Raw genomic sequence first — 26,997 nt, 5'->3', positions numbered from 1 at the left:
TGTCAGGTCCTTTCGGGGGCGGGGCTGCTCAGCTCGGGTGAGCGCGCGCCGGAGGGGGTGGGGTCCTCGTCGGGGTCGGTGCCGCGGGCGCCGCCCCCACCGAGGTAGAGCTCGGCCAGCTGCGGGTCCTCCAGCAGCTCGGGCGCGGGGCCGGTGATGTGGACCCGCCCCAGGTCGAGGACGCAGCCGATGTCGGCCGTCTCGAGGGCACGCCGGGCGTTCTGCTCCACGAGCAGCACGGCGATGCCGGCCTCGCGCATCCGCACGACCTGCTCGAAGACGACGGAGGTCGTCTTGGGGTCCAGACCCATGCTCGGCTCGTCGAGGAGCACGACCTTGGGGCTGACCATGAGCGACCGGGCGAACTCGACCTGCTTCTGCTGCCCGCCGGACAGGGCGCCCGCCAGGGCGGCCCAGCGGTCGGCGACGACGGGGAAGAGGTTCTTGACGAACTCCACCCGCTCCTGCACCTGGGCCTTGTCCTTGACGGTGTAGGCCCCGAGCTGGACGTTCTCGGCGACCGTCATCTCCTTGAAGACGCTGTGGCCCTGGAGCACGTGCGACAGCCCGTGCCGGATCATCGACTGCGGCCCGGACCCGGTGACCTCCTCGCCGTCGACGACGATGGAGCCCGAGCGGGGCGCCAGCATGCCGCTGGCGACCTTGAGCACGGTCGACTTGCCGGCGCCGTTGGGGCCGACGAGGCAGACGACCGAGCCGGCGGGCACCTTCACCGTCAGGCCGCGCAGCACCAGGGCGGCCCGGCCGTAGCCGGCCTCGATGTCGTTGAGCTCGAGAAGGTGGTCAGACGCCAAGGTAGGCCTCCAGCACTCGGGGGTCCTGCTGGACCTCGGACGGCGTGCCCTCCGCGATGGGGGCACCTCGGTCGAACACGACGATGTGGTCGGACAGACTCATCACCATGTCCATGTTGTGCTCGACGATGATGAAGGTCCGCCCCTCGGCGTTGAGCTCCTTGACCAGCGTGCCGATCCGCCCGATGAGGGCGGGGTTGACGCCGCCGGCCGGCTCGTCGAGCAGGATGGTGTCGGGCTCGCCCATGAGCACGCCGGCCAGCTCCAGCAGCTTCTGCTGCCCGTAGGAGATGTCCTGGGCCAGCGAGCTCTCCAGGTGGTCGATGCCGACCCGGCGCAGCAGCTCGCGAGCCCGCTCCACCTGACGCCGGTTCTGGCTCGACCCGACCAGCTGACCCAGACCCGTGGGGCGCACGGCCACCAGCAGGTTCTCCAGCACGGTCATCCGGGGGAAGGTGCGGCACAGCTGGAAGCTGCGCCCGATGCCGGCCGCACAGATCCGGTGCGGCGCCCGACGGGTGATGTCCTGGCCCCGGAACCGCACCGTGCCGGAGTCCGGCGCGATCATGCCGGTCACGATGTTGAAGAAGGTGGACTTCCCGGACCCGTTCGGACCGATGAGGGCGTTGACCTTGCCCTCGTGGAAGGTCACCGTGGCGCCGTTGACCGCCTGCACGCCGCCGAAGGCCTTGGACAGCCCCTCGGTCTGCAGGCTGGGACGCACGTCCTGCTGCACGCTCATGATCGTCCCTTCCCCGTCGTCGCGTGGTGCACGTCCTGCGCCGGCTCCCGCTCGGTCTCGGTGTCGGTCTGGGTCTGTGCCCGGCGCTGGGCGTCGATCGCCCGGTTGCGCTCGAGCAGGTCGGCGGCGCTCTCCTCACGGATCGAGGTGGCCGTGGGCCGGAGGCGGTTGACGAGCCCCAGCAGGGCCGGCACCACGCCCTCCGGCATGAAGAGGACCACGACGGCCAGCAGCAGGCCCAGGGCCACGAGGTGGAACTGGCTGTCGCCGTACTGCGCCTTGAAGACCTCCATCGCGTAGCCGACGACCACGGCGCCCACCACAGGACCCACGAGCGAGCGGATGCCCCCGAAGAGGGACATGAGGACCATGTAGGAGCCGGTGAGGATGGAGAACTGGAAGACCGGGTCCAGGTTGCCGAACCAGAGCGCGTAGAGCCCGCCGGCGAGGCTGGTGAAGAACGCGGAGATGACGAAGACGACGAGCTTGTAGCGGAACGTCGGCACCCCGAGCGCCTCGGCCTTGTCCTCGTCCTCGCGGATGGCCTTGAGCCCGGCACCGAACTGCGAGCGGTCGATGAGCCACCACACCACGAGGGCGATGCCGATGAGGACGAGGAAGAGGAAGTAGAAGCGGGTGTGCTGCTCGGGCCGCAGGACCGAGCTGTCGAACGGCCGGGGCACGCGCAGGCCCTCGGACCCACCGGTCACCGACGCCCAGCTCTGGAACACCAGGAGCAGGATGAGGACGAGGGCGATGGAGACGATGACGAAGGACGCGCCGCGGACCCGCAGCGAGGCGATGCCGATCGGGACCGCCAGCAGCGCGACGACGACGGCGCCCAGCACCAGCGCCACCCAGGGGTTGATCCCGGTGTGCGTGGTGAGCAGGGCGACGGCATAGCCGCCCAGGCCCGAGTAGGAGGCGTGGCCCAGGGAGATGTAGCCGGTGAAGCCCCCGACGAAGTTCCAGCCGACCGCGAACGCGGCGTAGCTGGCGATGACGACGGCGACCGACAGGATGAAGGCGTCCGGCGCGAGCCAGGGCACCAGGAGCGCGAGCACGATCGCCACGACTCCCAGACCGGCCTTGGCGAGGCCCAGCCGCCGGTCGAAGCGCTCACCGGCGCTGTCGTCCGGACGCCCGCCGGGCGGTGCCGTGGGGGTCGGGGTGGCGAGGTCAGAAGCGTTGGGCAAGGCGACCTCCGAAGAATCCCTGCGGACGGACCATCAGGGTGATGAACAGGGCGAGGTAGAAGACCGTCTGGGCCCAGGTGGTGCCCAGCGGGATCTGCAGCAGGCTCTGGCTCAGGCCCAGGACGAGCGCGGCGATCGCGGCGCCCGGGATGCTCCCGAGCCCCCCGACGACGATGATCGCCATGAGCGGGCCGATCCAGTGCCAGTGCAGCGACGGGTAGATCGTGGAGTCGAGGGCCAGGGCGGTCCCGCCGATCGCCGCGGTCGCGAGGCCGAGACCGAAGCCGTAGCCGGCGACCTTCTCGGTGTCGATGCCCAGCAGCGCCGCGGCCTCCTTGTGCTGGATGGTCGCGCGCAGCGCCTGGCCGAAGCTGGTGGCCTTCATGATGAGGTAGAGCGCCAGCAGGCTGACGGCCGCGAGCCCGAACGCCACCAGCTTGACCACGGCGATGTTGGCGCCGAAGACCTCGAGGCTCGCCGTCGAGTAGCTGAGGCTGATCCGCCGCTGCGTCCCGGTCCAGACGAACCCGAGCATCCCCTCGATGATGAGCGCGATGGCGAAGGTCAGCAGGACCGACATCATCGTCAGGGTGGCGGGCTTGAGCCGGGACAGCAGGAACCGCTGCATGACCACGCCGAGGAGGAAGAACAGCGGCACCGTGGCGACGAGGGAGAACAACGGGTCGAGGCCCGTGGACCGGTGGAAGGCCCAGGCGAGGTAGGCGGCGAGGATGAGGAACGCCGAGTGGGCGATCATCACCACGCGCATCACCCCGAAGTAGAGGGTCAGGCCCGCGGCGAGCAGGGCGTAGAGGCCTCCGAGCAGGATCCCGAGGATCACCGCCTGGGTGATGAGGGCCGTCACGAGAGGTTCCCTTCTGAGCGGTCGGGGGTGGGGACCAGGATGGGGCTCACCAGTCCTGCTTGGGGTAGGAGAGCTCGGCGTCGCTGGCGTCCTCGGGCAGGACGATGACGATCTCGTCGTCCTGCCACTGCTGGATGAGGTGGGCGGCCTGCGGGCGGCCCTCGGCGTCCCAGGACAGCGGGCCCACCACGGTCTCCACCTCGTTCTCGCGCAGCCAGTCGATCATCGACTGCTGGCACTCCGGGCTGGGGTCGGCGCAGTCGTTGGCCTCGGCCGCGGCCGCGACCACCTGCATGGTGGTCCAGGCGTTGGCCTCGTCCTCGTTGGGCGGGTTGCCGTGCTGCTCGGTGTAGAAGTCCACGAACTCGGCGTTCGACGCGTAGTCCGCGTCCGGGGTGTAGCCGGTGGGCGACAGGATGCCCTCGGTCTCCCCGATGGCCTCCGGGAACTCGGGGTTGGTGGGCGCGGTCGAGAAGGCGGCCAGCCGGGGCTGGTAGTCCAGCTGCTGCAGGGCGACGATGAGGTTGACCGCGTCCTGGTACTGCGTCCCCCCCACGAGGATGTCCGCGTCGGTGTTGGCGATCTTGTTGGCGATGCTGGAGAAGTCGGTGGTGTTGGGGGGGTAGACCTCGTCGGCGACGGTCTCGATGCCGCCCTCCTCCAGCTTCTCCTTCAGCCCGTAGGCGGTGCCCTGGGCGAACGGGTCGTCCATGGAGGCGTAGGCGGCGGTGGTGGGCCGCTCGTCCTCGGGCATGGCCAGGATGTAGTCGGCCAGGTAGTTGTAGTGGTCGTTGGCGATGGCGGGGGCGGCGTAGAAGAGGTTGTCGAACCCCTGGGTGAAGACCTCCTCGGCGGCACCGGCCGGCTCCACGAAGAGGAAGCCGTAGTCCTGCGCCACCTGCGCGGCCGGCACGACCAGGCGGGTCGAGAACGGGCCGACCACGATGTCCACCTGGTCCTGGTTGATGAGCTTCTCGTAGTCGGAGGCGACCCGGTCGGCGTTGGACTGGTCGTCGTAGATGATGAGCTCGACGTCACGTCCGAGCAGGCCGCCGTTGGCGTTGGTGTACTCCGCCCACGCCTCGTAGCCGCGCTGGACGCCCTTGCCGGGCTCGGAGAAGTCACCGGTGAGGGGCAGGGAGATGCCGATCGTGACCGGGCCCTCCTCCTCGCCGCCCTCGCCCTCGGCCTCTCCGGAGGACTGGGCGCCGCCGCCGAGCCCGCAGGCGCTCAGCGTCAGGGCACCGGCGGCGGCGACCGCCAGGACGCCGCGACGTCGGCCGGCGCGGGCTCCCGTGGCCGGGGCCCCCTCGGTCCGGACGACGTCGGCGGTCGGGACGGATCGGCGGGTGCTGTGCTTCATCTGGCGCTCCTTTGCGGCCCACGGGGAAGGTCGATCGCTTACGCAAACGTTTGCACAAACGATTGCGTTGTACGATAACGTGCGTCCTGGACGTTGACAAGTAGGTGCTCGCCCCCGGCCTGCCGGATCTGCCGGACGCCTCGGGACGACACCCGGAGCAGGGCGACGACAGCAGGACGACGAGCGCAAGGAGTCGAGGATGACCGGAGCGGCGGCACCACGGTTGGTGGACATCGCGCAGTCCGCGGGTGTCTCCGTGGCCACGGCCTCACGCGCGCTGAGCGGCCGGCAGGGCGTGAGCGCCGCCGTCGCCGAGCGGGTCAAGGAGATCGCCGAGTCCCTGGGCTACATCGGCAACGTCCACGCCCGGTCGCTGGCCGGCGGCACCAGCTCCAGCGTCGGCCTCGTCATCCACGAGGTGGCCGACCCCTACTTCTCCGAGATCGCCAGCGGCGTCATGCGGGTGGCCGGTCACCGGGGGCTGTCGGTCCAGATGTGCCACAGCGGACGAGACCCGCAGATCGAGCTGCGGCAGCTGCGGACCCTCATCGCCAACCGGGTCGGGGTCATCGTGGTGGCCGGCTCCGGTTACCTCGACCCGGAGGCGGAGCGCAGCATCCAGCGCGAGCTCACCCGGTTCACGCAGGCGGGCGGTCGCGTGGTGGCCATCGGTCGCCACCAGCACGCGACGGACGCCGTGCTGCCGGCCAACACCGACGGTGCCCAGGCGGTCACCCGCCACCTCGTCGCGCTCGGCCACCGGCGGCTCGCCGTCATCGCCGGGTCCCTCGGGCTCACCACCGTCGCCGACCGCCTCACCGGCGTGCACCGGGCCCTCGCCGAGGCCGGCATCCCCCGCGACGACGTGCCGGTCATCGAGGCCCCCTTCACGCGGGACGGCGGCAAGGCGGCGACCCTCGAGATGCTGCGCGACCACCCCGCCAGCACCGCCGTGCTCGCCCTCAACGACGACATGGCCATCGGCGCGCTGTCCGTGCTGCGGGCCCGGTCCGTGCGGGTGCCTGAGGACATGTCCGTCACCGGCTTCGACGACGTCCCGGTGGCCGCGGACCTCTCCCCCTCCCTGACCACCGTGCGGCTGCCGATGCAGCAGATGGGCGAGAAGGCCCTCGAGCTCGCGCTGCGACCCGCGACCAAGCGGCCCCGCCGGGTCGTCATGCCGGCCACCCTGGTCGAGCGGGACTCCAGCGGGCCACCGCGGCCCAGCTGAGCGCCGCTGCCCCCACGCCGGGTCGCACCTGCGCCGTCCCCAGGGGCTAGTGCGCGCGGCGCTCGGACAGCCGCCGGCCGCGCTCCTCCCGCACCAGCTCCCACGTCCGGACGATGCGCGGGGCCGTCATGATGACCAGGCCGCCGACCATGTTGAGCAGCGTGACCCACCAGAACCATCCGAGCCACTGGCCGACCGAGATCTCCGCCCCGGCCTGCATGGCGCCGAAGATGAGCACCGACGAGAGCGCCCCGTGGTGCATCTGCAGGCCCACCACCAGCAGCCCGCCGATGAGGGAGATGACCGCGGTCATGACGTCGGAGCTGGTGCCCTGGTTCATCCGGGTCATGAGGGTGATGGTGCTCCCGGCGAGCAGCGCCAGGGCGACCGTCTCCATGGTGAAGCCGGCGGTGACGTAGTCCACCGCGGAGGTGACGAGATCCTCGTGGTACTGCGGGAAGGCATACACCACGAGCCACATGAAGGCCCATCCCCCCGCGAGGTTGGTCACGAGGGTGACCGACCACAGCCTGCCGAGCTGGGCGAGGGTGCCGTGCCCGGCCAGGACGGCGTTGACCGGCAGCATGAAGTCCTCGGTGAAGAGCTCGGAGTGCGCCAGCCGCAGCGCGAGCAGGCCGATCCCGAACGCCAGGCCGGCGAGCAGCGTGCTGCCGGTCGCGTGCATCACGGCCAGCATCGCCATGATGCCCAGCCCGACGTCGATCCCCCCGAAGAGCCCGGTCACGACGAGCCCGCGGTGGGTGCGCTTGAGCCGCTCCTCCCCCTCCGAGACGGTCGCGTTGAACTCCTCGTGCAGCTCCTCCTCGAGGCGGCGCTCCACTCCCCCGACCTCGACGGTCTCGTAGCGGTCGCCCTGGCCGCCGGCCTCCGGCTCGGTGCTCTGGTCGGGATCCCCGTCCTGGGCGCTCAACGGGGGCGGGCGTGGGTCGCGGGAGCAGTCATCCCCCCATCCTCCCTGCTCGGGACGGGCTCCCGAGCCACCCCACGCCCTCCCGGCACCCCCGACCGACGCACCGAGGCCCCCGGTGGTGGTGGGCGGAGCACCACCACCGGGGGCATGTCAGGGGCAGGTCAGTGCCGGGTCAGGAGCAGCTCACCTCCTCGTGCTCGACCTCGTAGCGCTCGTAGTGGCCCACGCCGTCGTAGAAGGCGTAGCCCGCGACCGTGACGGTGCCGGCCTCCAGGGAGCCCTCCCCGGAGCGGAAGGCGTGGTAGACCGCCTTGCCGTCCTTGACGTTGGTCCACTTCTTGTCGCCGAAGGCGGTGGTGGCCCGGATGTCCACCCGGTGACCGTCCTCGTTGACGACGTGCACCGCGACCACGGCGGTCTTGTTGGAGCACTGGGCGTCGACCGACACCCGCAGATCCACCTCGTCGGTGGGGACGGCCGGGGCGACCAGCCTCACCGGGGCGGTGTCCGAGGCGTTGCCGTGACCCTGGGACCGGACCGACACCTTGATCGTGTAGTCACCGGGGTCGAACCCGGAGACGTCGAACGAGGTGGCGAAGGTGCCGTCGGTGACCGGGACCTCCCGGCCCACGACCTTGCGGCCCGAGGAGTCCTGGAGCTCGGCGTACACCGACTCCTCGCCCTCACGCCAGCCGGTGCTCCCGGGGTCGGCCTCGCCGGTCACGTCGACGGTCTCGTCGGTCGAGACCTCGCCGCCACCGCCGGTGATGGTCACGCTCGGCTGCACCACGGGGACCTCGGCGCTGTCACCCGTGACGGTGACGCCGCGGATGCGGCCCACGTTGTCGAACGAGCCGAAGCCGACCCGGCCGGAGCCGAAGGTGTCGTCCGTGGCGGTGAGCAGCGGCCGCTCCAGGCCGTCCAGGAAGACGGCGATCCTGCCGGTGTCCGCACAGTGCACCAGGCGCACGTCGTGCCAGGCGTCGTCGGTGACCGCGGGCGGGGCACCGATGGTGCCGTCCCACTGGTCGTCGATCCGCTCCCGGTCGGCGCCGTCCACCTTGAAGATGCCGTTGTGCGCGTAGATGGTGTTGTCCTGCGACAGGTGCGCGTAGTAGTACTCCGTGTCCGACTGGTAGCCGAAGACGAGGATCACGTCCCTGTTGTTGACCGACACCGGCTCGTCGAGCCGCACCTGCGCGTCCATCACCACCGAGCCCAGCTCCGGGCCCTCGGTGAGCACGGCGTACTCGAACGGGCGGCGGATGCCGTCGTCCGGGTTGTCGCCGGCCTCGGCCAGCACCACCGCGTCCCCGGGGAACTCCCACTTCTCGGGGGTCCGCGGAGCCCAGTCCGAGGCGTCCATGACGTCGGTGATCACCGTGTCACCAGGCGTGCAGCCCGGGTCGAACACCGGCTGCTCCTCGGGCACCTCGAACAGGGCGTACTGGGCCGCCATCTGCTCGGCGGTGGGCACCGAGTCGAGGAACATCAGGTCGTCCATCCGGCAGTCGCAGGGGTTGCGCTCCTGCGTGTCCTGCGGGAAGCTGCCGCCGATCTTGATGCCGGCGGGGTCGGTGTCGGACGTGGCGCCCGAGCCCCACCGGTTGGCGGCGGTGTAGTCGCCCTCGAGGGGCTCACCGTTCATGTAGAGCGCCATCTCGCCCTCGACGAAGTCGAAGGTCGCGGCCAGGTGGACCCACTCGCCCTGCTCCAGGATCTCGTCCCAGGGCAGGTCCGCCGCATAGGTCCACGAGCTCGCCCCGTCGACCCGCCGGCCGAGCGCGACGAGCTTCTGCTCGCCGCCCACGTCGATGACCTCGAGGAGCGCGCGAACACCGTGCCCGTCGGAGTCGCCGGACAGCACGCCGGCCAGGCCGATCGCGTTGTAGCGGTCGTCCGGGTCGGTGGTGTTGGAGTTCGGCGCCGGCAGCTCGCCGGTGGGCTTGAACCACCCCATCACCGTCGTCTGCTCGGCCCCGCCGAAGCGGGACAGGCTCTGCACGCCGTCGGCGTCGTAGATCCCGGCCTTCCAGTCGTCGTTCGAGGCCTGGTCCGGGCTGAGCTGCTGCGTCTGCAGCGCCTCACCGGCACCGGGGTAGGCCGCGTCGGCCACCCGCATCTCCACCCCGCCGTTGACGAGGTCGATGTCGGTCCCGGACGGGCCCTGGTCGGCCTCCTTCGTGGCGTCGCCCTCGACCGGGTGGTCGAAGTCGTAGCGGGCCACGACGTCGGCGGCGATGTCCTCCAGGACGAAGGGGGAGGACAGGACGTCCTCGCGGGCGCCGGTCACCTCCCAGACCTTGCCGTCGGCCTTCGAGACGAGGTAGAGCTCGCCGTCGGCGTCGGAGCCGAACCGGAGGTCGACCCGGCTGTCACCGACGAGCTCGGCGAAGGTGGTCTCCTCGCCGTCGGCGAAGACCTTGAGCTGCTCGATCTCGGCGAGGTCCTCGGGGTCCCCGTCGTTGCGGACCATCTCGTCCTCCTCGGTGGACAGCACCCAGCCCCGGACCAGGTCCGTGAAGAGGTACTTGCCCTGGAGCTCCTCGATGTCGCCGCGGTAGACGAAGCCGCCGTTCAGCGCCACGCCCGCGTCACCGGTCTGCCCGGGGTCGCGGTTGTGGTCGTAGGCCGCCACCGGGTAGGTGAAGTCGAACTGCTCGGCGTCGTCCTCGGGCAGCGGGAAGATCTGCCGGTTCTGCGCCACGAACGGTCCCTCGCGGTCCGACCAGCCGAAGTTGTCGCCCGGCTCCACGGCATACACCGACTCGACCTGCCACTCGCCGATGTGCCCGAGGTACATCGTGTGGTCGCCCTCGGGGTCCCAGCTGATGCGGTGCGGGTCGCGCATCCCGACGGCGTAGATCTCGCCGAGCGCTCCCTCGGTGTCGACGAACGGGTTGTCGGCGGGGATGCCGTACTGGCCGTTGCTGCTGTCGTCGCCCATCGGGTCGATCCGGAAGATCTTGCCGTGCGGCGTGGCGAGGTCCTGCGGGTTGTCGTTCCCGACACCGTTGCCGCCGTCACCGGAGAGGATGTAGAGCATCCCGTAGTCGGGGTCGCCCGGGGCGACGGTCGGGTTGAAGGCGATCTGCTGCAGCGTGTGCACGCGGCCCGCGAACGGGACGCGCATCAGCTCGCGGCTCGTGCCGGAGAAGACGTCCGCGGCGGGGTCGTCGGCCGTCCACTCGGTCACGACGCTGTGGTAGCCCGTGCCGCCGAAGGCGGGGAAGTCCGGCTCGTCCTCGGTGAGCGCGCTGCCCGCCTCGGTGTGCACCGTGTAGAAGATGCCGTTCTCGGCATACTCCGGGTGGTGCTCGACGAAGCCGAAGCCGGTGCCCAGGCCGGCGTGGTTGTGGAAGTTGTCGACGAACTGGTCGCGGACGTTGAGGTAGGGGCTGTAGTCCCCCGTCTCCTTGTCGACCAGGTAGAGCATCTCGTTCATGTCCGGGATCGCGAGCCGGCCGGAGCCGTCAGGGATCTCGTCGAGGTGGGTGATCCGGTTGTGCCGGATGAGGCGCTGGTCGCTCGCGGCCGGGGTCGTGGACGACTCCGGGAGCTGGACGAGCTCCTCCACCTCGATGCCCAGGACGGACGGCTCGGGGTCGGGCAGCGGGTTCAGCAGCGGCTGCTCGGGGATCTCCCCGGCCTCGCAGTCGGCGGGGTTGCCACTGGGGATGGCGAGGTTCTCCCCCGCGGTGTCGATGCCCACGTCGTCGAGGTAGAGGTCGCCGGGGCTGCGCGAGCCGTTGATCCAGAAGAAGCGGTCGAGGGCCCCCGAGACCGGCACCCGGAAGTCGAACTGCTCCTCGGCACCCTCCGGCAGCCGGGTCTGCTCCTCGTAGGGGCCGCCCTGGCTGTAGACGGCGACCTCGTCGGTCGCGTTGTCGGCGACGATCCAGACGCACTGCCAGGAGTCCCGGCCCCACGTGCCGACGGACGCGAACGCCCCTCCGTCGCGGGCCCGCAGGATGTCGTCGTTCTGGTTGTTCACGTAGGCGCGGCTGTCGGTGTAGGTGCCAGGCACGTCGACGTCGGTGATCCCGAAGGAGGTGTCGACCGTCTCGGTGCGCAGGAAGCGGAAGAACAACGTGCCGGTGTCGCCGTCCTCGATGGCCGGGATCTCCCGGTAGGTCTTCTCACCGGGCCCGTTGAGCTGGCCCACGAAGTTGTTCTGGTTGAGCGGGTCCTGGACCACGGAGGCCGCGGCCGAGCCCACCCATCCGTCCTGGCCGTCCAGCGGCCCGGGCGTGTAGGTCTCGAAGTCGAGCAGGGCGGTGAAGTCGGCGGCCTGCTGGTCCGTCGCACCGGCCTCCTGCGTGGCCGGTGAGACCGCGAGGGCGGCGGGGGCCAGGCCGGTGAAGCCGACCGTCGCCGCGAGCGTGAGGGCTGTCCATCTCCGGGACGGGAGTGGTCGGAGCCGTGACGTCATTGTCTCTCCTCTGTGCGTAAACGTTTGCGTCCTTGCCCTGACAGGTATAGGTCACGCCATCGGGGGCTTACAAGGGTTTGCGTGAATTTACGTCCGGGCACCCGCTGGAGCCGGGGGCCGGTGTCACCTCGGGAGGCGGGTGCCCGCACTCCCGGGCGTGAGGAGCAGGATCCCCAGGGCGGCCGCGCACCCCAGCACCGTGAAGGCACCGGGCAACCCCAGGCCCTGCGCCAGGAGCCCCAGGACGACCGGCCCCGCCCCCAGCCCGACGTCCACCAGCACCCCGAAGGTCGCCCCCACCGCCCCCGGACGGTCGGCCGGCAGACGGTCGGTGAGCACCCGGAAGAAGGCCGGGGTCAGCAGCACCGCCCCCAGCGCGAGCACGACGGTCCCCGCCCCGAAGGCCACGGCGCCCCGGCCGGTGCCCAGGAGCAGCAGGCCGGCCCCGGTGAGGCCGAGGGCGAGCGCGGAGAGCCGGGCAGCGGCATACCGGTCGGTGAGCCGGGCGAGCAGCAGCCGGCCGACCACCACGACGCCGCCGTACACGGCCAGCGGCCACGCGGCTCCCTCGAGACCGACCTCGCGGGCCCGCAGCGCCACGAAGCCGAGGAAGCCTGCCGAGCCGGCGACCCCCACCGCGAAGGCGAGCCCCGGGAGCCGCACCGGGGGCGGGAACAGCGCCGTCGGTCCAGCTGCTGAGGCGCCCGCGGGGGTGTCCGGCAGGGCGGCGCCGACGAGCGCCGCGAGGAGGCCGAGGACCGCCACCCCGGACCAGGCGGTGCGGTAGCCGCCCAGCCCCAGCAGGGTCTCGCCGATGGCGGGGCCGACCGCGATCCCGAGGAACAGCGACAGCGAGCTGTAGCTCAGCGCCTCCCCGCGTCGCGCCGCGGGGGTGATGTCGAGCAGCGCCGGCATCCCGGCGACGAAGACCACCGCCTCGGCCGCCCCGGTGAGCACCCGCAGGGCGAGGAGGACGGCCAGGGAGCCGGCCAGCGTGTGGGCGAGCAGCACCGCGGACAGGAGCAGGGCCCCCGCGACGAACGGTCGTCGGGGGCCCCAGCGGTCGACCACGCGTCCTGCCGCCGGCCGGAGCACGAGGGCGGTGAGGCTGAAGGCGGCGACGGTCAGACCCACGGCGAGGGGCCCCGCGTCCAGCCGGTCGGCGGCGTAGAGGGGGACGAGCGGGATGAGGGCCCCGATGCCGACGAAGTAGGCGAGCTCAGCGAGGACGAGAGCGACGAAGGCCCCCGTCAGGAGACGACCACCCGACGGCGCGCCCTCTGGCGGCGCCCCAGCCATCCGCAGAATCTAGCAGCGGGACGGTGGGGCGGGGAGGCGCGCGGACGGGTCGGCACCGCTGGCGGCAGGGCCTCGGGACGGCCTGGGTAGGGTCGCCGGGGTGGAGACCGCACGCCGCCTCGTGGAGGACGCCCGGACCCTGCTCGTCGACTTCGACGGCCCGCTCGCCCGGCTGTTCCCCGGCGCGTCCTGGGCGGAGCTCGGTGACCGGCTGCGCGCCGAGGCGCAGAGTCTCGGAGGGCCGGGGCTGGCGCAGCTGCTGGAGGGTGAGGCGGACCACGTGCAGTGTCTGCGCCTGGTGGGCGAGCACGCGCCCCGGCTGCTCGTCCCGCTGGAGGCCCTCGTCACCGGGCTCGAGCTCGACGCGGCATCCCGGGTGCCTCCGCGCGCCGGCGCGCTGGCCCTCGTCGACCGGACCCTGGGCCGTGGTGCGCACCTCGCCGTCGTCACCAACAACACCCCTGAGGTCGTGGCGGCCGTCCTGGACCGCGAGCGGGCCGGGACCGGCGACCGCCTGCTGGTGGTCGGGCGGTCCGCGGGTCGGGTGGACGACCTCAAGCCGGCCCCGGACCTGCTGCTGCGGGCGATGCGGCGGCTCGGGGCCCGGCCCGGGGAGGCGGTCTTCCTCGGGGACTCCGTCACCGACGTGCAGGCCGGCCGCGCGGCCGGGGTCGCCGTCGTCGGGGTGGCCGAGGACGCCGGCCGACGGCGGGACCTCCTGGACGCGGGTGCCGTGGCCGCGGTGGCCGAGGTCGGCGCCCTCGTCCCCCCGCCCTGACACCCGGCACACCCGCCGGGCGCGCGGATCAGGACGCGGGCGACACCGCGACCACCACGACGAGCACCAGCACCGCCACCGGGACGAGGGCGGTCTCGAGGCGGTCGACGAGGAGCATCGTCCGGGCGAACCGGGGGTGCAGCCGCGACAGCGCCACGTCGCGCGCCGCCGTCGTCGCCCGCAGCCACCGCAACCCGATGGCGACCGAGACGATGTGCGGCACGCCGGAGCTCATCCGGCGGCGCGCGTGCCAAAGGTCCCTGCGGGCGACCGGCACGGCCGCCACGACACCGAGCGCCGTCGAGGCCACCCGCAGCCCGAGCGCCAGCACCACCCCCACGAACGGGCTGAGCAGTGCCCCGACGATCTCCGACACCGTCGCCAGGTGCAGCTCGGAGGCGTCCTGGGTCGTGCCGGTCCACACCACCCACGCCACGCCCAGGACGAGGCAGGGGATCCAGAGCCGTCGGACCACGCGGACGGCGAGCAGCGCCCAGGCGTCGGACACCCCGCCCACGGCCCGCCCCGCGAGGGACTCGACCTCGTCCGCGACCGCCATCGGCACCGGCTCCTTGCGGCTCCGACCCTCGGAGCCCCGACGGACCCAGCCTGTCACCTGTCCCACCTCCGTCCTTCGTCGTCGGCACCTGCTCCCTCCTCCGCAGGAGAAGTTCGCCGGTCACGACCATAATGTGGAGGATGGGTGAGCAGGCGAGTACCGCACCGCGCCGGGTCGAACGGGTGGCCGACACCCGCCTCCCGACCGACCACGCGACCTTCCGGATGACGGCATACCGCGACGACACAGGGCTGGACCACGTCGTCCTCAGCCTCGGCGTCCGGGACGACGACGGCCCCGACCTCCCGCCGCCCCTGGTGCGGGTGCACTCCGAGTGCCTCACCGGGGACGCGCTGGGGTCGCGCCGCTGCGACTGCGGCGAGCAGCTCCAGCAGGCGCTGCACCTCCTGGCCCGCACAGGGCGGGGGGCCGTGGTCTACGCCCGCGGTCACGAGGGCCGCGCGATCGGACTCGGGGAGAAGCTGCGGGCCTACGCCCTGCAGGACCAGGGGGTCGACACCGTCGACGCCAACCTCGCCCTCGGCCACCCCGCGGACGCCCGCACCTACGACCACTGCGCCGCGATGCTGCTCGACCTCGGGATGCGACGCGTCCGGCTGCTGTCGTCCAACCCGGCCAAGGAGGAGGCCCTGAGCGCCCTCGGCATCGAGGTCGTGGAGCGGGTGCCGCTCGTCGTGCCGGACCGCGAGGAGAACGCCTTCTACCTGGCCACCAAACGGGCGCGCATGGGGCACGACGAGGCCGACCAGGACGAGTGGGAGCAGCTGCTCGCCGGGCACATCCCCGCCACCGGCGACCTGGGGCAGCGCTACGGCGACCTCAACCGCGCGGACGGACCCGTGGTGCTGGCGCAGCTCGGCCAGAGCCTCGACGGCTTCATCGCCACCCGGACCGGGGACGCCGCCTTCGTCACCGGCGAGCAGGACCGGGAGCACCTCCACCGGCTGCGCGCCCTCGTGGACGCCGTCGTCGTGGGCGCGGCCACCGTCGCCTGCGACGACCCCCGTCTCACCGTCCGCGCGGTGACCGGGCCGCATCCCGTCCGCGTGGTGCTGGACCCGCGGGGCGTGACCCCCACCGAGGCCGCGGTGCTCACCGACGGCGCGGCACCGACGCTGTGGGTCGTGGGCGGCGACCGCCCGGTCGGTCCGGTGGGAGAGCACGTCGAGGTGCTGCGCTGGCCCGGCGCGGGACCGATGGAACCGCGGGCCGTCCTCGACCTGCTCGCCGCCCGGGGTCTGCACCGGGTGCTCGTCGAGGGGGGTGGGCGGCTGGTGTCGGCCTTCGTCCGGGCCGGGGCCGTCGACCGGCTCTACCTCACCACCGCACCCGTGCTCATCGGCGACGGGGTCCCGGGGCTGCGGGTCGCCGGTGAGGACCTCTTGTCCGACGCGCTCCGGCCGCCGGCACGCCGCTACCAGCTCGGCGAGGACACCGTCACCGAGCTGGACCTGCGGCGCAGGGACACCCTGCCCTCCGCGCTGGCCGCCGACGTCCCGGACGCCAGCTGATGTCGGCACCGGCGCCCGCGGCGCGGCCCCGCGGCACCGGGCTCGTCGAGTCGGCCGTCGTCCTCCTGCCCCTCGCCCTGTGCGTGGGACTGGTCACCCGCGTCGGTCCCGCCGTCGGCACCGGGGTGCTGGCGGTCGTCGTCGGTCTGGTCGTGCCGGTCGTGGCCACCTGGGCGCTGGTGCGCCGTCGCCCCGCGGTGGTGAGCCCACCGGACGTGGCCACGCTGGCCAGGGTCGCGCTGACGGGGGTGGTCGCGACCGCCACGGTCCTCGTCCTGGCCGACCAGCTGCCCGCGCGCACCTGGGCTGTCGCCCTCGTCGTCGGCGCCGCGCTGCTGCTGGACGCGGTCGACGGCTGGCTCGCCCGCGCGACCGGGACGGCGAGCCCGGCCGGGGCGCGGCTGGACATGGAGTCCGACGCCGCCCTGCTCCTCGTCCTGTCGGTCCTGGCGGCCGTGACGCTCGGCTGGTGGGTCCTGGCGATCGGCGCCCTGCGCTACGTCTTCGTCCTCGCCTCCTGGGTGCGCCCGGCCCTGCGGGGCGAGCTGACCCCGAGCCTGGCCCGCCGGGTGGTCGCTGCCGTCCAGGGGATCGCCCTGCTGGTCGCCCTGGTGCCGGTGGTCCCTCCCCCGCTGGCCACGGCCGGCGTCGCCCTGGCCCTCGCGGCCCTCCTCGTCTCGTTCGGGCGCGACGTGGTGGACCTGGAGTCGCGCCGGTGAGCGCCGCTGCCGGGACGGCCCTGGCCTACTGGGCCACGGCGCCGGGCCAGGGCGAGCTGCGCCGCGAGCCGCTGCCCCGGCCCGGCCCGGGCGAGGCCCTCGTCCGCGCGTGCGCCAGCGGCATCAGCCGCGGCACCGAGCTGCTCGTGCGCCGGGGAGGTGTGCCCGGCTCGCAGGTCGACCGGATGCGGGCGCCCTTCCAGGAGGGCACCTTCCCCTTCCCGGTGAAGTACGGCTACCTGTCCGTCGGGGTCGTCGAGCACGGCCCGCAGGACTGGGTCGGGTCACGGGTGTTCTGCCTGCACCCGCACCAGGACCGGTACGTCGTGCCCGTCGGCGCGCTCACGCGGGTCCCGGACGGGGTGCCCTCTGCCCGGGCGGTGCTGGCCGGTCCGACCGAGACGGCGCTCAACGCGCTGTGGGACGCCCCGCCGTGCGCGGGCGACCGGGTCGCCGTCGTCGGTGGCGGTCTCATCGGCGGGGCGCTCGCGCTGCTGCTGCGCCGCTTCCCGCTCCAGCGGCTGCAGGTGGTGGAGGCCGACGGCGACCGGCGCCGGCGGCTCGCCGACGCGGGTCTGAGCGCGGTGCCCCCGGAGCAGGCGCTGCCGGACTGCGACCTCGTCTTCCACGCCTCGGCCAGCGAGCCTGGCCTGGCGCTGGCGCTGAGCCTCGCCGGGGACGACGCCGACGTCGTCGAGCTGTCGTGGTTCGGCTCGCCCGCCCCGCAGGTGCCGCTGGGCGAGGACTTCCACTCGCGCCGGCTGCGGCTGCTGGCCAGCCAGGTCTCGCGGGTCGGGGCGGCCCGGCGTCACCGTCGGGACCCGGCGGCCCGGCTCGGCACGGCGCTCGACCTGCTGTCCGACCCCGCGTTCGACCTCCTCCTCGCGACGGAGCGTCCCTTCGACGCCATCACCACCGCGTTCGAGGATCTCGAGCACGACCGGGACGGCGGCGGCTGCGTCGTGCTGTCCTACCCCGGTGCCGACAGCCGCGGGCCGGCGACCCCGGCCCCACACCCCTGACCACGAGGAGCACGATGTTCGGACTCACCGTCACCGACCACGTCATGGTGGCCCACAGCCTGCCCGACCCGTTCTTCGGGCCGGCGCAGGGCCTGCACGGCGCCACCCTGGTCGTCGAGGCCACCTGGCGCCGCCGCGAGCTGGACGAGCACGGGGTGGTGGTGGACATCGGCGAGGCGGGCGGTCACCTCGGCGCGGTGCTCGACCCCCTGCGCTACCAGAACCTCGACGAGCACCCCGACTTCGCCGGGCGGCTCAGCACGACCGAGGCCGTCGCGGCCCACGTCGCGCACGCGCTGGCCGAGCGTGCCGACCCCGAGATCGACGGCATCGGCGTCGTGGTGCGCGAGCACCCCCGGGCCTGGGTGACGTATGACCTCGACCTCCGCGGCTGACCAGGGTCCGTCGCGCGCGCTGCTCGTGCCCGGCGACCTCGCCGGGCCCAGCGGGGGCAACCACTACAACGACCGGGTCGTCCACGAGCTCGCCGCCCGAGGGCTCGCGGTGACCGTCGAGCGCCTCCCCGGGGCGTGGCCGCGGCCGGCCGACGAGGACCGGTCGGCACTGCGCGCGGCGCTGCGACGTCATACCGACGTGGTCGTCGACGGCATCATCGGGTCGGCCGCGCCCGAGGAGCTCGCGTGGGCCCGGGGCCACGGCGTGCGGGTCGCGGTGCTGGTCCACCTGCCGCTGACCGCCGAGGGCGGCACCAGCTCCCCGGAGCGTCAGCGGCTGGAAGCGGCGGAGACCGCCGCGCTGCAGGCCGCCGACACGGTGGTGGCGACCAGCGGCTGGGCCCGGGACGACCTGCTCCTGCGCTACGACCTGCCCGAGGTGCACTCCGCACCCCCCGGCGCGGACGTGGCGCCGCCCGCGGTCGGCAGCACTCCCCCGCACCTGCTCTTCCTGGGCTCGATCACCCCGCGCAAGAACCCGCTGCTGCTCCTCGACGCGCTCAGCACGGTCCTGGACCGGTCCTGGACCGCCTCGCTCGTCGGGCCGGCCGGGCCGGACGAGGGATACGCCGAGGCGGTGCGCACCCGGACGGACGCCCTCGACGGACGCGTCCGGGTGCTGGGGCCACGCAGCGGGGAGGACCTCGAGGTGCTCTGGCGGGCCACCGACCTCCTCGTCCTGCCCTCCTCCGCCGAGACCTACGGGATGGTGGTGACCGAGGCGCTCGCGCACGGCGTCCCCGCGCTCGTCACGGCCCGGACGGGGGCCGTCGAGGCGCTGGACGGATCCGGCGAGCGGGACGGTCTGCCGCGACCGGGCGCCACCGTCGACGGGACCGACCCGCACGCCTGGTCCGCGGCCCTGGCCCGGTGGCTGGACGACGGCGACCGCAGGAGCGCGTGGCAGCGGGCCGCCCTGGCCCACCGGGATAGACTCCGCGGGTGGGCCACGACCGCGACGGACGTCACTCAGGCGCTGGGGTGGTAGCCCGTCCCGTCCCGGCCGACTGGCTGGCGCTGCGGCGCCGTGCCGACCACCGTGCTCGCGAGGACGCCCTCGACCTGCTGGAGCAGCTGACCGATCACCTGCGTGCCCTCCGGGCCGACGAGCTGGTGGTGGTCGACGTGGGAGCAGGCACCGGCTCCAACCAGGCCTGGCTCGCGCCGCGCCTGCCCGGACGCCAGCGGTGGGTCCTCGTCGACCACGACGCCGACCTCCTCGGGGTCGGGTCGGCAGCGGAGGCCGACGACCGCGTCACGACCGACCGCGCCGTGGCGACGGTGGACGACCTGCACTCCCTCGTCCCGCAGGACGGGGCGGTCCTGCTGACCTGCGCAGCGCTGCTCGACCTGCTGTCCGCCGTGGAGATCGAGACGCTGGCCGACGTGGTCGCGCCCTCCGGCCGACCCGGTGCCGCGGCCCTGCTCAGCCTCAGCGTCACCGGTGAGGTCTCGCTCGAGCCCGCCCACCCCGCCGACGCCGCCGTCGCGGCCGCCTTCGACGCCCACCAGCGGCGGGAGGGGCGGCCCGGCCCGGACGCGGCGGAGGCCATGGCTCGTGCCCTGCGCCGGCGTGGCGCCCACGTCGAGCTCCGGGCGACGGACTGGGTCCTGGGCGCGGAGGACGGCCCGCTGCTCACCCGCTACCTCAACGACCGCGGCTCGGTGGCGGTCGAGCACGACCCCGACCTGGCGCCGCTGGTGCGCGAGTGGCTCGACGAACGCGCGCGACAGCTGCAGGACGGCGTGCTGCGCGCGCGCATCGGCCACCTCGACCTGCTGAGCCTGCCGCTGTCGGGGGTCGACGATGCTGCCGGGGCGGCGGCACCGGGGCGGTGAGCGCCAGCCTCGTCGCCGACCGTCCACGGTCCCACCGCGGGCGCGTCGCGGCCGTCGGGGCGCTCCAGGTCTGCCTCACCCTGGGGCTGCTGGGCCTCGTCGTGGCCCGGTGGGGGCTGAGCCCCTTCGCCACCGCGGCCGGCGCCCTGCCCTGGTGGGCGGTCGTGGCCGGGCTGGGCCTCGGGGCGGCGGGGGTGGTCTTCCAGGCGCTGCGCTGGCGGCTCGTCGCACGGCACCACCACATCTCCCTCCCCGTGGGCCCCGCTGTCGCGCGCTGCTGGCAGGCCGCCTTCCTCAACAGCGTGCTGCCCGGAGGGGTCGCCGGTGACGCGCTGCGTGCGGCGGACGACAGCAGCGACGCCCAGGCGGCAGACGGCCGGCGGGCGCTGGCCAGCGGCTTCGCCGCCGTGGCCGCCGAGCGCCTGGTCGGGACCACGGTGGTCCTCGTCGCCGCGGCGGTGGTCCTCGTGGGCCCCGTCCCGCCGGCCGGGGTGGCGTGCCTGGCCGGTGCCGTGGTCACCGCGGCCGTGGCCTGGCGGTGGCTGCGTGTCCTGCCGGCCGGGGACCTCGCCGCGGTGGTGGTGCTGTCGGTCGCCGGGTGGGCCGCCTTCGTCGGCATGTTCGTCCTGGCCGTGGTCGTCGTGGCGCCCGACGTGGACGTGTCCCTCGCCCCGGGCCTCGCCACGGTCTCCGTCGCGGCGATGTCGGTGCCGGCCACGGTCGGTGGATGGGGGACGCGTGAGGCCGCCGCGGGATGGATCTTCACGGTGCGCGGGCTCGACATGGGCACCGGGGTCACCGTGTCGATCGGCTACGGCATCCTCGCGCTGCTGTCCACGCTCCCGGGGGCGGTCGTCCTCGCCCTCCGCACGGTCCCGCGGCTGCGAGAGGTGGGACGGGCCCGCACCCGGCGCCGCGGGGAGTAGGCCTCGATCCGCCCGAGGCGATCCCGGTTGGCTCCGGCATCGGCATTCTGTAGATTGAGAGGGTCGTCACCCAGGTGGCGATCGTTGCCCCGGACCCGGCAGCGCGTCTGAATCGAGATGCCGCCGCGAGTCGCGGGGCTTCGTGCGTCCACGGGCCGTCCGTGACAGCCGAGCACCCGTCGTCCTGCGCCGACATCGCCGTGACCAGCCGAGGAGCCGATGTCCGTCGTGAGCGACACCACCCGGCACCTTGCCAGCGGCGGACGCACGCCCGGGCGGGAGGACAGCCCTCTCACCGTGCGCCCTCCCCATGCCCACGACGAAGGAGCACACCGATGAGCAAGCGCACCACAGGATTCCGCGTCCTGCACGACCTCGGCGCCGGCGCGTGGTTCGGGGGCTCCCTCATGGGAGCCGTCGGCCTGAACCAGGCCAGCGGGATCGTCTCCGACCCGCAGGACCGCGCACCGGTCGCCTCCGCCGGGTGGGCCGCCTGGTCACCGGTCAACGCGGCCGCGATCGGGGCGCACGTGATCGGTGGCCTGGGCCTGCTGCAGGCCAACCGTGGTCGGGTGAAGCACCAGTCCGGGACCAGGGCCAACACGGTCGTCAAGACCGCCCTGACCGGTGCCGCGCTGGGCGCCACCGCATACTCCGGGGTCCTGGGGGCGAGGGTCGCCTCGGCCGGCCGGGTACCGACCGAGGCCGGCACCCGTCCCTCGGAGGGGACCCCGACGACGGTCGCGTCCGCGCAGCAGCAGCTCCGGGTCGTCCAGTGGGCCATCCCGGTCCTCACCGGCACGCTGGTCGCGCTCGGCGCGCAGCAGGGTGAGCAGCAGCGAGCCGGCCAGGTCGCGCGCGGGTTCCTCGCCCGCGTCGGCCCGACGCGGTGACGAGGTGACCTGATGAGCTCCCTGACCTTCAACAAGCGGCACCACGAGGAGGACCGGTCCGACCACGGCCGGACCCTGCTCGGTGCCGCCGGTCGACGTGACCACGGGGTGGCCGTGGAGCCGGAGGGGGACCGGACCGGGCGCATCACGCCCGGACCGCCCTTCTTCGGCTGGCTCGCCGCCACCGGGTCGGCCGTCCTGCTCTCGGCGCTCGCCGCACTCGTCGGGGCCGGCGGCGGTCTCGTGGCCCTGGTCGTCCTCCTCGTCGCCTGTCTCAGCGGTGGGTTCGTGGCCGGACGTATGGCGCGCTCGTGCGGGCTGCAGCACGGTGCGCTGGTCTGGATGTGGGTGGTCGTCACCACGGTGGCGGTGGCACTGCTCGCACGTGCCGCCGGTGACAACCCCGACGTCACCGGCGCGGTGAGCGACCTCGCGACCATCGCCGCCACGCCGCAGAGTCTGGGCATCGCGCAGACCGTGGCTGCCGGTCTGACCGGCCTGCTCGGGGCGACCATCGGTGGCCTGGCCGGCGCCAGCTCCTTCCGAGCGGGTGAGTCCTGCGAGTCGTCCGAGAGCGCCCCCGAGGCCGCTGCGCCGTCCCGGTGGCGGGCGCGGGCCTACTGCGGTCCGGCGCACGGCTACTCCTGGAGCATCAGCGGGACCGCGACACCCCCCATCCTCTGGGAGGACGCCCCGGTGGAGGTCCGCGTGCGATACCGTCTGGTGCACCACCCGCTCACCCATCTCCCTGCCCGGGACCAGCGCGGGAACCTCATCTACATGCCGGTGAGGCATGGATTCGAGTCGTGACCTGCACCGTCATCGGCCTGCACCGGATCCCGCGACGGTCCTCGGGCACCCATCTCGAGGGTCGAGGCCGCACCCGGTCCCGCGGTCCCCGAGCACATCTCAGGAGCCTCATGAGCGACGCACGGTTGGCCCGCGTCCGTCGGCTGCTCGCTGAGGAGCCGGCCCAGGAGGCCGACGGGGAGGCGCAGGCGGGCGTGCTGTCCAGGCAGTGCCGAGCCCTGAGCCGAGCGGTGGCGGCCCGTGGCGTCGCCGTCAGCGTGGTCGACGCCGAGCGGCTGGGCGTCCCCCTGGCCACGTCCGGGCCCCAGGTCGCCGAGCTGGAGGAGATGCAGTTCACCCTCGGCGAGGGACCCTCCTTGGACGCCCACGACTCGCGCCGCCCCGCGCTCGAGCCGGACCTGGCGGGTCACGGCAGAGCGCGCTGGCCCGCCTACTCCGACGTCATGCTCGAGCGCGGGGTGGGGGCTGTCTTCGCCTTCCCGATGCAGGTGGGCGCAGCACGCCTGGCCGTCCAGGCGATCTACACCAGCGACGGGGCACCGCTGCCGGCCCAGTCGTTGCTCGACGCCCTGGACTTCGCCGCGCTCGGCGTGGAGACCCTGCTCGCCGGACCCCTGGACGGGGAGCCCGGCAGCGGTGTGGTGAGCGTCCTCGGGAACTACTCCGAGGTGTACCAGGCCCAGGGCATGGTGATGGCCCAGCTGGGCGTGTCGCTGGGCGACGCCATGGCCAGGATGCGCGCGCACGCCTACGGCCGGAACATCCCCCTGTCCGAGCTGGCCGGCGATATCGTGGCCCAGCGGACCACCCTCGTTGCCGACCCCGTCGAGGGTGCGCCAGATGCCTGAGGAGACACCATGAACACGATCCCCGCCGACCGTCTGGCCGAGGCCTTCGTCGAGATCGCCGACACGCTGGTCGACGAGTTCGACCTCATCGAGTTCCTGCAGATGGTCACCACCCGGACCACCGAGCTCACCAGCGTCTCGGCGGCCGGCCTGCTGCTCGCCGACCCCCGGGGGGACCTGGCCTTCATGGCGGCCTCGGACGAGTCGGCCAGGCTGCTCGAGCTCTTCCAGGTCCAGAACGACGAGGGGCCGTGCCGGGACTGCTTCCGGACGCAGACACCCGTCGTCAATGCCGACCTGGACCACGCGCAGGAGTCCTGGCCGCTCTTCGCACCTCACGCGGTGGCCCTCGGGTACCGCTCGGTCCACGCCATCCCGCTGCGCCACCACTCCGCGGTGATCGGGGCGCTCGGCCTCTTCGGGGCCACCAGCGGCCACCTCTCCCCCAGCGACGTGCGCATCGTGCAGGCCCTCGCGGATGTCGCCACCATCGGCCTGCTCCAGGAGCGCACGATCCGGCGCGGGCTGGTGCTGGCCGAGCAGCTGCAGGGCGCCCTCAACAGCCGGATCACCATCGAGCAGGCCAAGGGGACCCTGGCCCAGCTGCGGGGGGTCGGCGTCGACGAGGCCTTCCGGCTGCTGCGGACCTACTGCCGCGACACCGGTCGGCGCCTGGGCGACGTGGCGTCGGAAGTGGTCACCGACCCCGCATCCCACCCTGACCTGACGGGTGCCGGATAGCAGGGTCGGGCCGAGACACCATCGTGCCCGGCCCTCCCCGACACGGCGGCCCGAGCACCGCCCCGGCGGAGGGAGGTCCGGTCAGTGCGAGACGGACTGCTCGATGCGGTCCAGGAGGGTCTCGAGGCCGATCTCGAACTCCTCGGCGCCACGGTCCTCGCTCAGCCGCTCCCTCATCCGCAGCACGTGCGGGGCACCCTGGACGTCGGCCGGGGTGTCCTGCTCAGGGATGTCGGCGCTGCCCTCGTTCATCGGTTCAGCCATGGCACTGACGTTCTCGGTGTACATCGACACCTCGAGGAGCAGGTGACCCACGAGGAAGCTGGTGAACGCCTTGTAGGTGTCGACCGCACGCTCCTCGTCGAAGCCGTAGCGGGTGAGCATGGCCAGGAGGTGCTCGACCGTCTGGATGTCGCGCAGGGGCGGACGCAGCCAGGGCGTGGCGGGGTGGCGCGAGACGACGAGCGGGAAGGCCGAGGGGTGCCGCAGGGCGACGTCGCGGATCTCGTGGGCCAGGTGCTGCAGGTACTCCTGCCAGCTGCTCGCCCCCGCGGTCTCGACTCGCTCGGCCAGACCGTCGAGCAGACGTGCCACCACCGCCTCGAGCAGGTCCTCCCGCCCGGACACGTAGCGGTACAGCGCCATCGCCTCGACCCCGAGATCGCGCCCCAGGCTGCGCATGGACATCTGCTCCACGCCGTGCGCCTCGATCGCGACCAGCGCCACGTCGATGATCCGGTCACGGTCCAGCCGCCGTCGCGTGCCGGTGTCGTCCCGGGCGCCGTCCACGCTCATCCCCGTGCCTCCATGAGGCCCAGCCTCTCACGCGCGGCGGACTCGCTTGCGCGCTCGCCGTATACACCGTACGTTTACGCTGTAGTCGGGGGCCGGTGGTGGAACGTGAAGCGCCACCGTGCGTCACCCGACACCGTGACGTCAGGAGAGACGATGAGCAAGATCATGATGGCGGCCGCCTTCGGGGCGGGATACGTCCTGGGCGCCAAGGCGGGCCGGGAGCGCTACGAGCAGCTGAGCACGAAGGCGCAGGAGCTGTGGGGGCACCCGAAGGTCCAGGAGCAGGCGACCAGGGCCAAGGAGCAGGCCGGGAAGGTGCAGGAGCAGGCCGAGGCCTCCGACAGCACCTTCACGGGTGATGACCTGGAGGAGCCTCGTGGCTGAGCGGTCCACCCCGGACACCGAGCACGCGAGCACGGGCCAGCTCATCGCCCGGATGAGCGAGCAGACGAGCACGCTCATCCGCGACGAGATGCGCCTGGCGCAGGCAGAGCTGAGCGCGAAGGCCAGGACCGCGGGCGTGGGGATCGGCATGTTCGGCGTCGGCGGACTGCTCGCCTTCTTCGGCGTCGCCAGCCTGGTCACGACCGCGATCCTGGCTCTCGCCCTGGCGCTGCCTGCGTGGGCGTCCGCGGGTGTCGTGACCCTGGTGCTGCTCGCCGCGGCAGCCGTCGTGTCGCTGCTGGGCAAGAAGCGGGTGGAGCAGGCCACCCCGGTCGCACCCGGACGCACCATCGACACCATCAAGCAGGACATCGCCGAGGTCAAGGGAGCAGCCCACACATGAGCACCACGCCGCAGGACCACCACACCGGTCAGGACGGGACACCTGACGACCCGCAGCAGATCGAGGCCGACATCGCCCGGCACCGGGCCGAGCTCGGCGAGACCGTCGACGAGCTGACAGACCGGATGGACGTCACGAAGCGGGCCCGGCGCACGCTCGAGTCCGCCCGGACCCGGGTCGACGCGCAGCTGGAGGGGGTGACGGCCCGCCTGCAGAGCGATGACCATCGCGACGTCCTCAGCGTGCTGGCCCCTGCCGTGGGTGTCGTGGCGGTCGTGCTCCTCCTCGTCGGTGTCACGAGGCGGGCCCGCCGGTGAGCCGGACCGAGGCGGACCGTCGGACCGCGCAGCTGGACGCGCCGGACCCGGAGCACGAGGACAAGCCGGACTCGCCCGCCGAGATGACCGGTCCGGCCTGGAGGTACACCGCCGGGAAGGCGTTCCGGGAGTTCCTGGACGACGAGTGCACCGACCTCGCCGCGGCGCTGACCTACTACGCCGTGCTGGCGATCTTCCCGGCGCTCATCGCGATCTTCTCCCTGCTGGGCCTGGTCGGTCAGAGCCAGCAGGTCGTCACCACCGTCATGCCCGTGCTCAGCGGCGTGCTCGGCGAGTCCGGTGCCTCCACCCTCGAGCCGGTGGTCCAGTCGCTGGCCACCTCGCCCGGCGCCGGGCTCGCCCTGGTCATCGGTCTGGCCACCGCGCTGTGGTCGGCCTCGGGGTACGTCACCGCCTTCAGCCGCGCGATGAACCGGGTCTACGAGATCGAGGAGGGACGGCCGGTCTGGAAGCTGCGCCCCGTCATGCTCCTCATCACCCTGGTCATGGTGGTCATGGTGGTCCTCGTCGCCCTGATGCTGATCCTGTCGGGGCCGGTCGCCGAGGCGGTCGGACAGGCCGTGGGGCTGGGGTCCACGGTGGTCACGGTGTGGCAGTTCGCCAAGTGGCCCGTGGTGCTCGTGCTGGTCATGCTCGTGGTCGCGATGCTGTTCTACAGCACGCCCAACGTGAAGCAGCCGACGTTCCGGTGGCTGAGCATCGGTGCCGCCCTGGCGATCGTCGTCTGGATCCTGGTGTCGGTCGCCTTCGGCTTCTACATCGCCAACTTCTCCAGCTACGGCGCGACCTACGGCTCCTTCGCAGGCGTCATCATCTTCCTGCTCTACCTGTGGATCACCAACCTCGCGCTGCTCCTCGGGGCGGAGGTCGACGCCGAGCTGGAACGCTCCCGTCAGCTCATCGCCGGCATCGAGGCCGAGGAGGACATCCAGCTGCCCCCGCGCGACGACACCAAGATCATCGCCGCCCAGGAGAAGGAGCAGGCCGACCAGGACAAGGCGCGCGCGCTGCGGCGCAGCGGCGGGGACACCACCGACCCCGACGCCTGACAGGTCGACGGGCATCCTCCCGCCAGCACGAC

General features: G+C 73.0%; 27 protein-coding genes. 17 read left to right on the top strand and 10 right to left on the bottom strand.

The annotated features are described in order from the left end of the window. Positions 1-2: 2 nt before the first annotated feature. The 5 genes from FHD63_RS06840 to FHD63_RS06820 are packed head-to-tail and all read right to left on the bottom strand — an operon-like array spanning position 3 to position 4,981. Positions 3-815 (bottom strand): ABC transporter ATP-binding protein, encoded by an 813-nt coding sequence (locus FHD63_RS06840; protein WP_139721213.1) that lies wholly within the window; start codon positions 813-815, stop codon positions 3-5. Next, a complete protein-coding gene (locus FHD63_RS06835; protein ID WP_139721211.1) occupies positions 805-1,557 on the bottom strand; it encodes an ABC transporter ATP-binding protein in 753 nt (250 codons plus the stop codon). Before FHD63_RS06835 ends, FHD63_RS06840 begins: the two co-directional genes overlap by 11 nt. Beyond that, positions 1,554-2,753, bottom strand: a complete 1,200-nt coding sequence (locus FHD63_RS06830) for a branched-chain amino acid ABC transporter permease (RefSeq protein ID WP_238705795.1) — start codon at positions 2,751-2,753, stop codon at positions 1,554-1,556. The genes FHD63_RS06835 and FHD63_RS06830 overlap by 4 nt, the downstream gene beginning before the upstream one ends. Further along, positions 2,737-3,618, bottom strand: coding sequence for a branched-chain amino acid ABC transporter permease (locus tag FHD63_RS06825; RefSeq protein WP_139721209.1), 882 nt, complete (start codon positions 3,616-3,618; stop codon positions 2,737-2,739). The genes FHD63_RS06830 and FHD63_RS06825 overlap by 17 nt, the downstream gene beginning before the upstream one ends. A 46-nt stretch (positions 3,619-3,664) precedes the next feature. Further along, complete coding sequence (locus FHD63_RS06820) at positions 3,665-4,981, bottom strand: amino acid ABC transporter substrate-binding protein (protein ID WP_139721207.1); 1,317 nt, start codon at positions 4,979-4,981, stop codon at positions 3,665-3,667. 199 nt (positions 4,982-5,180) lie between these two features. Here FHD63_RS06820 and FHD63_RS06815 point away from each other — a divergent pair, with 199 nt between their 5' ends. Beyond that, positions 5,181-6,212, top strand: coding sequence for a LacI family DNA-binding transcriptional regulator (locus FHD63_RS06815; RefSeq protein ID WP_139721206.1), 1,032 nt, complete (start codon positions 5,181-5,183; stop codon positions 6,210-6,212). Between the two features lie 46 nt (positions 6,213-6,258). Here FHD63_RS06815 and FHD63_RS06810 read toward each other — a convergent pair whose 3' ends face one another. The 3 genes from FHD63_RS06810 to FHD63_RS06800 all read right to left on the bottom strand — a co-directional run bounded on the left by FHD63_RS06810 (position 6,259) and on the right by FHD63_RS06800 (position 12,874). After that, positions 6,259-7,143 (bottom strand): formate/nitrite transporter family protein, encoded by an 885-nt coding sequence (locus tag FHD63_RS06810; RefSeq protein WP_139721204.1) that lies wholly within the window; start codon positions 7,141-7,143, stop codon positions 6,259-6,261. A gap of 172 nt (positions 7,144-7,315) precedes the next feature. Further along, on the bottom strand, positions 7,316-11,575 hold the full coding sequence (locus FHD63_RS06805) for a PQQ-dependent sugar dehydrogenase (protein WP_202978432.1): 4,260 nt from the start codon (positions 11,573-11,575) through the stop codon (positions 7,316-7,318). A gap of 123 nt (positions 11,576-11,698) precedes the next feature. Continuing rightward, the gene (locus FHD63_RS06800; protein ID WP_139721202.1) at positions 11,699-12,874 is read right to left on the bottom strand and encodes an MFS transporter; all 1,176 of its coding nucleotides are present in this window, start codon (positions 12,872-12,874) and stop codon (positions 11,699-11,701) included. Positions 12,875-12,974: 100 nt separating this feature from the next. Here FHD63_RS06800 and FHD63_RS06795 point away from each other — a divergent pair, with 100 nt between their 5' ends. Further along, positions 12,975-13,652: an HAD family hydrolase gene (locus tag FHD63_RS06795; protein WP_158296731.1), complete on the top strand. Its 678-nt coding sequence runs from the start codon at positions 12,975-12,977 to the stop codon at positions 13,650-13,652. Positions 13,653-13,680: 28 nt separating this feature from the next. Here the strand turns inward: FHD63_RS06795 and FHD63_RS06790 are convergent, their stop codons facing one another. Beyond that, positions 13,681-14,268 carry a hypothetical protein gene (locus FHD63_RS06790; RefSeq protein WP_139721199.1) on the bottom strand — a complete coding sequence of 196 codons (588 nt, stop codon included), beginning with the start codon at positions 14,266-14,268 and terminating at the stop codon, positions 13,681-13,683. An 83-nt stretch (positions 14,269-14,351) separates the two neighbouring features. On the opposite strand from FHD63_RS06790, the gene ribA reads away from it, so the two are divergent. The 11 genes from ribA (at position 14,352) to FHD63_RS06735 (ending at position 23,996) form a co-directional block, all read left to right on the top strand. Then, positions 14,352-15,743, top strand: coding sequence for a GTP cyclohydrolase II (gene ribA / locus FHD63_RS06785; RefSeq protein ID WP_238705794.1), 1,392 nt, complete (start codon positions 14,352-14,354; stop codon positions 15,741-15,743). Beyond that, positions 15,743-16,462: a CDP-alcohol phosphatidyltransferase family protein gene (locus FHD63_RS06780; RefSeq protein ID WP_139721197.1), complete on the top strand. Its 720-nt coding sequence runs from the start codon at positions 15,743-15,745 to the stop codon at positions 16,460-16,462. Before ribA ends, FHD63_RS06780 begins: the two co-directional genes overlap by 1 nt. Then, positions 16,459-17,484: an MDR/zinc-dependent alcohol dehydrogenase-like family protein gene (locus tag FHD63_RS06775; RefSeq protein WP_139721195.1), complete on the top strand. Its 1,026-nt coding sequence runs from the start codon at positions 16,459-16,461 to the stop codon at positions 17,482-17,484. Before FHD63_RS06780 ends, FHD63_RS06775 begins: the two co-directional genes overlap by 4 nt. A gap of 14 nt (positions 17,485-17,498) precedes the next feature. Continuing rightward, positions 17,499-17,879: a 6-pyruvoyl trahydropterin synthase family protein gene (locus FHD63_RS06770; RefSeq protein ID WP_139721193.1), complete on the top strand. Its 381-nt coding sequence runs from the start codon at positions 17,499-17,501 to the stop codon at positions 17,877-17,879. Next, complete coding sequence (locus FHD63_RS06765) at positions 17,857-18,927, top strand: glycosyltransferase family 4 protein (protein ID WP_139721191.1); 1,071 nt, start codon at positions 17,857-17,859, stop codon at positions 18,925-18,927. The genes FHD63_RS06770 and FHD63_RS06765 overlap by 23 nt, the downstream gene beginning before the upstream one ends. Further along, the gene (locus tag FHD63_RS15950; RefSeq protein ID WP_158296730.1) at positions 18,921-19,778 is read left to right on the top strand and encodes a class I SAM-dependent methyltransferase; all 858 of its coding nucleotides are present in this window, start codon (positions 18,921-18,923) and stop codon (positions 19,776-19,778) included. The genes FHD63_RS06765 and FHD63_RS15950 overlap by 7 nt, the downstream gene beginning before the upstream one ends. Next, the gene (locus tag FHD63_RS06755; protein ID WP_139721189.1) at positions 19,775-20,704 is read left to right on the top strand and encodes a lysylphosphatidylglycerol synthase domain-containing protein; all 930 of its coding nucleotides are present in this window, start codon (positions 19,775-19,777) and stop codon (positions 20,702-20,704) included. The genes FHD63_RS15950 and FHD63_RS06755 overlap by 4 nt, the downstream gene beginning before the upstream one ends. 335 nt (positions 20,705-21,039) lie before the next feature. Further along, positions 21,040-21,597, top strand: coding sequence for a hypothetical protein (locus FHD63_RS06750; RefSeq protein WP_139721188.1), 558 nt, complete (start codon positions 21,040-21,042; stop codon positions 21,595-21,597). 12 nt (positions 21,598-21,609) lie between these two features. Beyond that, on the top strand, positions 21,610-22,407 hold the full coding sequence (locus FHD63_RS06745) for a hypothetical protein (RefSeq protein WP_139721186.1): 798 nt from the start codon (positions 21,610-21,612) through the stop codon (positions 22,405-22,407). 110 nt (positions 22,408-22,517) lie between these two features. Continuing rightward, the gene (locus tag FHD63_RS06740; RefSeq protein ID WP_139721184.1) at positions 22,518-23,255 is read left to right on the top strand and encodes an ANTAR domain-containing protein; all 738 of its coding nucleotides are present in this window, start codon (positions 22,518-22,520) and stop codon (positions 23,253-23,255) included. 9 nt (positions 23,256-23,264) lie between these two features. Then, complete coding sequence (locus tag FHD63_RS06735; protein WP_139721183.1) at positions 23,265-23,996, top strand: GAF and ANTAR domain-containing protein; 732 nt, start codon at positions 23,265-23,267, stop codon at positions 23,994-23,996. An 81-nt stretch (positions 23,997-24,077) separates the two neighbouring features. Here FHD63_RS06735 and FHD63_RS06730 read toward each other — a convergent pair whose 3' ends face one another. Continuing rightward, the gene (locus FHD63_RS06730; protein ID WP_139721181.1) at positions 24,078-24,791 is read right to left on the bottom strand and encodes a TetR/AcrR family transcriptional regulator; all 714 of its coding nucleotides are present in this window, start codon (positions 24,789-24,791) and stop codon (positions 24,078-24,080) included. Positions 24,792-24,944: 153 nt separating this feature from the next. Between FHD63_RS06730 and FHD63_RS06725 the strand changes: the two genes are divergently transcribed. Genes FHD63_RS06725 through FHD63_RS06710 form a run of 4 tightly spaced genes read left to right on the top strand, consistent with a single transcriptional unit; the run spans position 24,945 to position 26,965 of the window. Continuing rightward, positions 24,945-25,175: a hypothetical protein gene (locus FHD63_RS06725; protein ID WP_158296729.1), complete on the top strand. Its 231-nt coding sequence runs from the start codon at positions 24,945-24,947 to the stop codon at positions 25,173-25,175. Continuing rightward, positions 25,168-25,578, top strand: a complete 411-nt coding sequence (locus FHD63_RS06720) for a phage holin family protein (protein WP_202978431.1) — start codon at positions 25,168-25,170, stop codon at positions 25,576-25,578. Before FHD63_RS06725 ends, FHD63_RS06720 begins: the two co-directional genes overlap by 8 nt. Further along, entirely contained in the window at positions 25,575-25,895 is a 321-nt protein-coding gene (locus FHD63_RS06715; protein WP_139721175.1) for a DUF3618 domain-containing protein, read from the top strand. The genes FHD63_RS06720 and FHD63_RS06715 overlap by 4 nt, the downstream gene beginning before the upstream one ends. Next, on the top strand, positions 25,892-26,965 hold the full coding sequence (locus tag FHD63_RS06710) for a YihY/virulence factor BrkB family protein (protein ID WP_139721174.1): 1,074 nt from the start codon (positions 25,892-25,894) through the stop codon (positions 26,963-26,965). The genes FHD63_RS06715 and FHD63_RS06710 overlap by 4 nt, the downstream gene beginning before the upstream one ends. The last annotated feature ends 32 nt before the right edge of the window (positions 26,966-26,997 follow it).

Source organism: Serinicoccus chungangensis, from assembly GCF_006337125.1.
In the GTDB taxonomy this organism is placed as follows: domain Bacteria; phylum Actinomycetota; class Actinomycetes; order Actinomycetales; family Dermatophilaceae; genus Ornithinicoccus; species Ornithinicoccus chungangensis.
This window is presented reverse-complemented; position numbering and strand designations above follow the sequence as displayed.

Excerpts from the sequence above, each read along its gene's own strand:
- FHD63_RS06725 (WP_158296729.1), top strand. The coding sequence starts at position 24,945 with ATGAGCAAGATCATGATGGCGGCCGCCTTCGGGGCGGGATACGTCCTG.
- FHD63_RS06765 (WP_139721191.1), top strand. The coding sequence starts at position 17,857 with ATGACCTCGACCTCCGCGGCTGACCAGGGTCCGTCGCGCGCGCTGCTC.
- FHD63_RS06805 (WP_202978432.1), bottom strand. The coding sequence starts at position 11,575 with ATGACGTCACGGCTCCGACCACTCCCGTCCCGGAGATGGACAGCCCTC.
- FHD63_RS06735 (WP_139721183.1), top strand. The coding sequence starts at position 23,265 with ATGAACACGATCCCCGCCGACCGTCTGGCCGAGGCCTTCGTCGAGATC.
- FHD63_RS06815 (WP_139721206.1), top strand. The coding sequence starts at position 5,181 with ATGACCGGAGCGGCGGCACCACGGTTGGTGGACATCGCGCAGTCCGCG.
- FHD63_RS06730 (WP_139721181.1), bottom strand. The coding sequence starts at position 24,791 with ATGAGCGTGGACGGCGCCCGGGACGACACCGGCACGCGACGGCGGCTG.
- FHD63_RS06780 (WP_139721197.1), top strand. The coding sequence starts at position 15,743 with ATGTCGGCACCGGCGCCCGCGGCGCGGCCCCGCGGCACCGGGCTCGTC.
- FHD63_RS06800 (WP_139721202.1), bottom strand. The coding sequence starts at position 12,874 with ATGGCTGGGGCGCCGCCAGAGGGCGCGCCGTCGGGTGGTCGTCTCCTG.
- FHD63_RS06835 (WP_139721211.1), bottom strand. The coding sequence starts at position 1,557 with ATGAGCGTGCAGCAGGACGTGCGTCCCAGCCTGCAGACCGAGGGGCTG.
- FHD63_RS06715 (WP_139721175.1), top strand. The coding sequence starts at position 25,575 with ATGAGCACCACGCCGCAGGACCACCACACCGGTCAGGACGGGACACCT.
- FHD63_RS06745 (WP_139721186.1), top strand. The coding sequence starts at position 21,610 with ATGAGCTCCCTGACCTTCAACAAGCGGCACCACGAGGAGGACCGGTCC.
- ribA (WP_238705794.1), top strand. The coding sequence starts at position 14,352 with ATGGGTGAGCAGGCGAGTACCGCACCGCGCCGGGTCGAACGGGTGGCC.
- FHD63_RS06820 (WP_139721207.1), bottom strand. The coding sequence starts at position 4,981 with ATGAAGCACAGCACCCGCCGATCCGTCCCGACCGCCGACGTCGTCCGG.
- FHD63_RS06740 (WP_139721184.1), top strand. The coding sequence starts at position 22,518 with ATGAGCGACGCACGGTTGGCCCGCGTCCGTCGGCTGCTCGCTGAGGAG.
- FHD63_RS06770 (WP_139721193.1), top strand. The coding sequence starts at position 17,499 with ATGTTCGGACTCACCGTCACCGACCACGTCATGGTGGCCCACAGCCTG.
- FHD63_RS06750 (WP_139721188.1), top strand. The coding sequence starts at position 21,040 with ATGAGCAAGCGCACCACAGGATTCCGCGTCCTGCACGACCTCGGCGCC.